The sequence below is a fragment of the Pseudoalteromonas sp. SG45-5 genome (genome assembly GCF_014164085.1).
Taxonomy (GTDB): domain Bacteria; phylum Pseudomonadota; class Gammaproteobacteria; order Enterobacterales; family Alteromonadaceae; genus Pseudoalteromonas; species Pseudoalteromonas aliena.
Map to the genome: position 1 here is coordinate 1 of NZ_JACJEM010000113.1, position 1,704 is coordinate 1,704.

Consider the following 1,704-nt stretch of genomic DNA (forward strand, 5'->3'; position numbering starts at 1 on the left):
GTAATGTCCCGTTGGATTATTAGCCCTTCGCTTTTCGTTTTTACTAAAATGATTATGTCATCAGCGTAACGTGCAAACTTAAGGCGTTTGTAGGTTAACTTCTTATCTAATTCATCGAGTAAAATATTGGAAAGTAAAGGGGATAATGGCCCACCTTGAGGGACTCCTTTGGTTGACTCAAACCACAGACCCGTTTCGCGCTCTGCGATCCCCGCTCGGAGGTATTTACCAAGTAGGTGCATGAGTGCTTTGTCTTTGACTTTACGACCAACACGATTCATCAGCATGTCATGGTTTACTTCATCAAATAACTTAGACAAGTCAATATCAACTGCTGTTTTATAACCTTGTTTAACACAAGATTGAACATGATTTACTGCTTGGCTGGCTCTTTTATGAGGGCGATAACCATAACTATGTGGTGAAAATAGAGGCTCAAAGTAAGGGCTAATCACTTGAGCAATAGCTTGTTGGATCACTCTGTCGATAACAGAAGGGATCCCAAGCATTCGCTCACCGCCATCGGGTTTGGGTATCATCACGCGTTTGACTGGCAAGGGTTGATAAGTGCCGCTAAGTAATTGCTGTTTAATACCCAGCCAATGTAACTTAGCGAAGTCATTAAATTCCTCAATACTCATATTATCAATACCCGCAGCCCCTTTATTGCGCTTAACATGTTGCCATGCTGCACCAATATTGTGGTTGCTCAGTACCCTTGCCATCAGGTCACGATCTGTTTGGTTGTATTCATTCGAGGTATTATTCACAGTCGAACGCTGTTCATCACTATCACAACACGGTGATCTATGTGAATTCAAGTTCATTTGTAGTATCTCCTCTGGTTAAGATGTTTAGGCCTTCACCGTGTCCCCTCCATTACGATGGGCGTTTGGCTACTATGCCGTCTGCTGACTTCTGATAAATCACTCTAGCGATTACTCGATAAAGCGCGTCGGAACTAACGCTTGTTTACTGCTATTTCGCTCGCTGTAGGTCGCAGCAACCAAAGCGCCAAGGGTTGAACAACCAGTCCCTAACTGGTAATCTCCAAGCGTTAGCGCGGATGCGTGTTTATCAGATCTCCCCGAATAAGGTGCATCGACTTTCTCTGCACAACTGCATCATTTACGGTGGCCGTTAGATCACATGACTTCGCTATCTTGTGCTAGCTCGTCTCCAGCCTACGCCTCATATGATGTTTTTGTTCATCAGCTCACAGATTTGCTAGCGGCTTCCTCTAGACTATCTCTCGCGATTTAGCCCTTGCCATTCGCTAGTAGTTATCGTTTAATAACAGTGTGTTATTTAAACGGTGATCTTCCTACAGAGGACTTTCACCTCATAAGTCAATGCCCATGTCGGGCGTACACAAGAACTTCAAACGGAAAAAATACAGTTGGCTGTTTCACTCCGTTCACATTATAGCCAACTATATTTTTCCGCTTAAGCGGACGTTGAGGCTGTAGAATTACTCTTTTTAGGAACGTATTCTACTATTTCAAATTGATTGCTTTTTAACCTTGAACCCATCTGTTCGCTGTGATCTAATAGATATTATTCACCCACGGTAAACTGCTATGGCTAACTACAAGCCTGACTTATCCTGTCAAAATAAATTCATTCCTATCAATTTCGCTGAGCAAATTCTGCCTGGCACTTTTGAGTATGCCCTTTGTTATATTGTCGAAAATAAACTCGATT

The 1,704-nt window shown here is 42.7% G+C and carries 1 protein-coding gene; it reads right to left on the bottom strand.

What is annotated here, in order from left to right; translation table 11 throughout:
* Nucleotides 1–827, bottom strand: an 827-nt coding sequence (locus H5119_RS19835) for a reverse transcriptase domain-containing protein (RefSeq protein ID WP_259399073.1), incomplete at its 3' end; no start/stop codon positions are given.
* Between the last annotated feature and the right edge of the window lie 877 nt (nucleotides 828–1,704).